The sequence below is a fragment of the Catenibacterium sp. AM22-6LB genome (genome assembly GCF_003435615.1).
Taxonomy (GTDB): Bacteria; Bacillota_I; Bacilli_A; order Erysipelotrichales; family Coprobacillaceae; genus Catenibacterium; species Catenibacterium mitsuoka_A.
The window spans coordinates 20123-25657 of record NZ_QTUM01000033.1; the positions used below are offsets into that span (position 1 = coordinate 20123).

The following is a 5535-nucleotide window of genomic DNA, read 5'->3' on the forward strand; positions in this document are numbered from 1 at the left end:
AAATTATTTTCTGTTTTTATTTCACAATGTTTATTTTTATCGATATAATCAACATTTTTCTATTTTGATTATTTTTTATCTTCTTTTACATATTTCTCTTGTAAGCTCTCTATGCCTTATTTAAACAATAGGGTAGACAAGAAATAGTATTAATTTAAAGATTAATCACTATTTCCTTGCCTCCCGTTGCACCGTACGTACGGGTCTCGTATACGGCGCTACATTTACATGATAATTTCAGACTAACTTAGATAGTAATTAAGGGGATTGACCAAGCCAGGTCTATCCTTTTTCTTTATGGCTAGAATCTTGGGACTAAGTAGAAAATTAACTACATGGCCATAAGCCTGTCTGTATAAACCTAGTCTAGTGTTTGCTACTGAGATAATTTCTTCATCTGTAAAGCGACAAGATAACTTCTTATTCAGTTTCTGAAGATTAATATAGATTCTTCTAGGTTTCTTCCATTGTTTAAGAATGATAACTCTGATTTTATGGCGAAGCCATTGACCAAAGACATCAACGAAATATTTTTCATCACACCTATTCGATAATAGTTAATCCACCCCACTACAATCTGATTGATTCTTTTGAATGTGACTGCAATAGGGCGTGCAATGCCTATCCTTCTAATAAGTTCTCTTCTACATTTATCGTAGAGTTTCATCTTGCTCTGATTGGAAGGCTTGCATTTCCATTCACCATTCCTTTGAAGGTAGGTGAATCCTAAGAACTTGCTTTCGGGTGGTCTGACCACCTTGGTCTTAGTAGCGCTGACTTTAAGAAATAGTTTCCTTTCTAGCCATGAAGTGACTGACTTCATTACTCTATTTGCACTCATTTCGCTCTTGACGAAGATATTGCAGTCATCTGCATATCTTACAAAGCGCAGTCCTCTATATTCCAATTCCTTGTCAAATTTATCTAAATAAATGTTAGAAAGGATTGGAGAAAGTGGACCTCCTTATGTGGACAAAGATATTATGCCGAGTTAATTTAGATAACCCTTTAATAATCAGAAGGTTTTCTTTGTTTTCTCGGCATAATATTGTTATTTAAAGCTATTTAGGAAGTCTAATAAATCTTGATCCTTACTCCAATCAACATAATTTTCTTCAATTAATTTCGGTACCAAATTATTTATGGCTTCATTTTTCTTTCTTGAATCTGCTCTTGCATAAATCATAGTTGTTGAAATATCTTCATGCCCCAGAAAATCTCGAATATAGACAATAGGAATATCAACTGCAAGCATGTGCATTGCTTTACTATGTCTGAACATATGGGGATGAACTTTTGATGGAAAACTAGAATCATTGTTTTTTAAGATTGTTGCATATTTCTGAACTATATATTCTATCCCATCTCTACTCATCTGTTGATTATTCTTATTCTTAATCAAATACTCATTTTTCAATTTAATATCTGAAAAAAATTTAGATATGTACACTTCTAATATCTGATTCATATTCTTAGAAATAGGGACTATGCGTATTTTTGAACCTTTACCATGCAGTTTAACTGTAGGATTATTACCTAAATTGATATCTTCAATTTTTAAATTACATAACTCCTGTACTCTAGCACCTGTATCATATAATAAGCACATGATGATACGATGTCTAATTCCTGTAGATGTATCTATAGGCGGAAGATTTATCAAGTTATTCATTTGTTCTTCAGTTAAATAATCAACTTGTCTAGTAGTAGTTTTTAATGACTTAACTGATAAGACAGGTTGTAAATAAGCTAGATTTTCAACACTTTCATACTGTGCAAAATTTATAAATGATTTAATCTCTGCTAATCTATGGTTGATAGTAACAGGTGAATTTCCACGATTTTCCAACCATTCAATAAATTCAAGAATAAGTTCTCTATTAATCTGGTGCATCTTGAATTTATTAATGTTCATGCTTTTGTCATCTCTTAGAAAAAGAATAAATAATTTTAAAGAATCTTTATAGCTGCTTATAGTATTTTTTGAACAGTTTCGATGAAGAGGTAGATATTCAGTTAAAAACTTGGTTATGAGAACCGCAAAATCAGTTGCAGTCATATTCTTCAATCGTTTCGATTATATTAGGATAGGCACTTTCAAGCTTTAACTGAATCATCGGAAAAAGTGTAGCTGTCAATTTAAGATAATAAGCTGTTTCATCAAAACTTTCATGACCTAACATTGTTTTCATATATGGCAGATATACTAATAGATTCTTTTCCTCATATACCCATTTCTTTAATAAGTTGACACAATAAGTATGGCGAAAGTCATGGACTCGTGGACCATGTCCGCTATGCGATATTCCGGCCTTATCAAGATATCTTCTAAAATTATTGTATACACAATGAAGTGTTAGTGGTTTACCAGGCAATTTCATAAAGAAATATTCTGATTCATCAGAATCAATATGAATAGTTGATTTCAATTCCTTGCATTTTTTTACTAGTACAGGATGAATTGGAATTATTCTATCTTTATTATTCTTTCCGCTTTTAACTATAAAGTAGCCTTCATCCAAATGAAAGTCCTCAATTTTAGCCAGTCTTAGCTCAGATACACGCAACCCGCTTGTATATAGTATTCTAAAGAATATAGGCATAATAATATGGCGATATGGGCATTCAGAAGGAACTGATTGACTCTTATCAACGGCTTCAAAAAATCTTCTTAATTCATCGTCGGTGTAGATATGTGCATTATATTTTGGAGCTTTTGTAGTCAGTCTTTTTGGTGGAACATATACATCAAATCCTAATTCTGATAAATATGAGCAGAGTACTCTCATAATCGAAATTCTACTGTTTTGATTCGCTTGTGTTTCATACGCCTTTCTTAAACACCATTCATCAACTACTGATTTATTAATTACTTTTTCTTGTATGTTTTTACCTGCAAGATACTTATCTATTCTTTTTAATGCGAATTCTTCTGTTACGTATTTAAATCCTTGGGCTCTCTTTAAATTGATCAGATCTTGAATTTCATTTTTGAAAATACTATCGAATATCAATGTATTCATCGCCAAACATCAAATCCAAAACGCATTCTTTTAACTTATCAAGATCTGTCTTTAAATAAATAGAAGTTATATCAGTACTAGAATGTCCAAGAATTGATGTGATGACTGGTAATTCAACCCCTGCATCGAGAAGCATTGAAGCTGATGTATGCCTTAGAGAGTGAAAGCCCCTGTGACAGTTTTTGTTTAATGGAATTTTCGCCTTTCTCATATAAAAATGAATTCTACCTGACAAATGACTTTCATCGCTTAGTATATCAAAGGGCGGCATATGCTTTAGAAATATAAATTTTGATTCGTAATATTTAGGTCTTCCATTTTTAATATAATCTATTACTGCCCATCCAACTGCATCTGGGATAGGTAATGTTAATGGCTTTTTTGTCTTGTGTTGAATGATGCTCAGCTTTTTTTCTTCCCAGTTAAAATTATCAAATGTTAAGTTCTTAATGTCAGAAATACGTAACCCTAAAATACAAGCTAACACTATCATTGCGTAGTCCCTTTTTCCAATAGGACTGTTTCTATCAATAGCCTGCAATAATTTTTTAATTTCATCTTCAGTCCATACCGATGGTATCTTAGTCGATTTTGATATAGCTGGCATATGAATAAGAGAAGCAACATCACTTTCTAGTACATTTTCTTCATTTAAATATCTTAAAAAATATCGTAATCCACAGATATGTTGTTCAATCGTTTTAAAAGACATACCAGTAAAAGTTCTTATATAATCATTACATATGGATAAATCAATGTGACTAACATCGGTTATTCCTTTTTGATTAAGATAGTCAAGAAATATTAGAGAAATTTTAATATAATGCTTTTTGGTGGACTTCGACAACTCGGTGTGATCTAGATAATCATTAAAACGAATATGAATATTTAAATAATCACCCTCTAATCTGATTGGATTTTTAGATGCATGATATCGTCTAGTAAGTACACCATGAAGCTTATAATCCTGTAAGATTTGAATCGTTCTAATCAACTGCAACTGTTGATCTTTTAATTTGGATTCTTCAAAAGATGAAACAATACCATGATTTTTTCTAAAAAGATTAAACCTTTATCAATAGAAAAAACATCATCCCCATATTCTGATAAAAGAAAATCATTTAGTTTTTTCCATTCTCTTTTATAAAAGTTTATGGTGGTTGGACTATAGTTATTATCTACTAATAATTTTGTTAATCCACTACAAATTAGTTCTAATCTCATAATCATCACGCTCCTTTAAATAGAAATAGAACTATAATTCTATTTAAAGTGTGATGCATTATGCCGAGAAAATAAAGAAAATTGTATGATTATTAAAGGGTTATCTAAATTAACTCGGCATAATATCTTTGTCCACATAAGGTGGGTTATGCCGATATCGGCATAACCCACCCTGAGGCACACCGATTCTAGAAGGTTTTACTAAACCATCTTCCATAATCCCTGCCTGCATGAATTTGCGAATAAGATGTAATGTTGTTGAGTCATTCACATTCTTTTCTCTAAGTATTGAGATTAACTTGTCATGATTTACAGTATCAAAATATGCTTCAATATCTAAGTCTATAACCCAGTCATAGCCTTCATTAATGTATTCTAGGGTCTTTAGTACAGCCATCTGTGCACTTCTTCTTGGTCTGAATCCATAACTGAATTCACTGAATGAAGAATCTAATTTCTTCATTAACACTTGTGCAACGGCCTGTTGAATAACTCTATCTACAACTGTAGGTATGCCTAATGGTCTTTTCTTGCCGTTAGGCTTTGGGATATAGACTCTCTTGACTGATTGGGGCTTATATTTCTTATTAAGTATGGAATATCTAATCTCTCTTCTATGCTTATAGAAGTATTCATCAAGTTCATCTACTGTCATCTTATCGACTCCAGATACACCTTTGTTTCTCTTGACTTGTAGAATAGCCCTATCAATATTTGAATCACTTAGTATTTCATCAATTAATCTCATATCTGTGTTCTCCTTTTCATATCGTAGATTTATCTAGAACCGTTCCCTCTTCCTTCATCTCCATAGAATTACGTTTTCTAATTATGAGATGCTTCCAATTTCGAACTATCTAGACATTGCTTTATGATGAGTGACATCATATAAACATTAGGTCCTTTGGTGTTGGTGAGACACCTACTATGACCTCAGCTGACTCCTCACAGTAAGCTTTTTATCGCACAATTTACCATCACTGATTTTAAAGATATTGGACTTCATTGCCTGTGAGGCCTCCCGGGGTAATTCACTAATCCTATTTCCTTCACAACGTCTTGATTTACTCTCTTGGTTTTACGTTTACCTTTAGGACTTCGGTTTGTATAGCAACCTTGTCCACCATTTAGCCTTGTATCAAGTTTCTGTTCGTACGCTCAAGGGAATCGCTACACCACTTCCTTCACTCCTACCTTTATGGTATCGGCTTGTGGTTCACTACACTTGGCGGTAAATACCTGTGGTCGGTTTATCTCCGACTGAATTAGTGCCATGCCCGGCACACTA

Annotated in this window: 6 protein-coding genes; all 6 read right to left on the reverse strand. The window is 32.7% G+C overall.

Annotated features, from left to right (window positions below; all coding sequences use genetic code 11):
• Positions 1-424 precede the first annotated feature (424 nt).
• The gene (locus tag DW269_RS08125; protein ID WP_233503281.1) at positions 425-907 is read right to left on the reverse strand and encodes a reverse transcriptase domain-containing protein; all 483 of its coding nucleotides are present in this window, start codon (positions 905-907) and stop codon (positions 425-427) included.
• A 144-nt stretch (positions 908-1051) separates the two neighbouring features.
• Entirely contained in the window at positions 1052-2059 is a 1008-nt protein-coding gene (locus tag DW269_RS08130; RefSeq protein WP_117459307.1) for a site-specific integrase, read from the reverse strand.
• On the reverse strand, positions 2046-3023 hold the full coding sequence (locus tag DW269_RS08135) for a tyrosine-type recombinase/integrase (protein ID WP_117459308.1): 978 nt from the start codon (positions 3021-3023) through the stop codon (positions 2046-2048). Before DW269_RS08135 ends, DW269_RS08130 begins: the two co-directional genes overlap by 14 nt.
• Positions 3001-4017, reverse strand: coding sequence for a site-specific integrase (locus tag DW269_RS08140; protein WP_199410123.1), 1017 nt, complete (start codon positions 4015-4017; stop codon positions 3001-3003). The genes DW269_RS08135 and DW269_RS08140 overlap by 23 nt, the downstream gene beginning before the upstream one ends.
• Before the next feature lie 17 nt (positions 4018-4034).
• The gene (locus tag DW269_RS12755; RefSeq protein ID WP_199410125.1) at positions 4035-4247 is read right to left on the reverse strand and encodes a hypothetical protein; all 213 of its coding nucleotides are present in this window, start codon (positions 4245-4247) and stop codon (positions 4035-4037) included.
• Positions 4248-4356: 109 nt separating this feature from the next.
• Complete coding sequence (locus DW269_RS08145) at positions 4357-4995, reverse strand: reverse transcriptase domain-containing protein (RefSeq protein WP_117459309.1); 639 nt, start codon at positions 4993-4995, stop codon at positions 4357-4359.
• Positions 4996-5535 lie beyond the last annotated feature (540 nt).